The organism is Mameliella sp. CS4, from assembly GCF_019392335.1.
Classification (GTDB): domain Bacteria; phylum Pseudomonadota; class Alphaproteobacteria; order Rhodobacterales; family Rhodobacteraceae; genus Antarctobacter.
Genome location: NZ_JAHXRQ010000161.1, coordinates 1 through 269 on the forward strand (window position 1 = coordinate 1; position 269 = coordinate 269).

The window sequence follows — 269 nt, forward strand, 5'->3', positions numbered from 1 at the left end:
TTCAAGAACGGCGTCGTGGTCGCGCAGGTCAACGAGATCGTCGACACGGTCCCGCGGGTCGACATCCCGGGCGACCGGATCGACTTCGTGGTCGAGGCCGACAAGCCCTTCTACGTGGAGCCGCTCTTCACCCGCGACCCGGCGGCGATGACCGAGACGCAGATCCTGATCGCCATGATGGCGATCAAGGGGATCTACGCCGAGTACGGCATCAGGCGGCTCAACCACGGCATCGGGTTCGGCACGGCGGCGATCGAGCTGCTGCTGCC

Annotated in this window: 1 protein-coding gene; it reads left to right on the forward strand. The window is 66.2% G+C overall.

Going from position 1 to position 269, the window contains the following annotated elements; genetic code table 11:
• Nucleotides 1–269, forward strand: a 269-nt coding sequence (locus KZZ07_RS26950) for a malonate decarboxylase subunit alpha (protein ID WP_219520039.1), incomplete at both ends; no start/stop codon positions are given.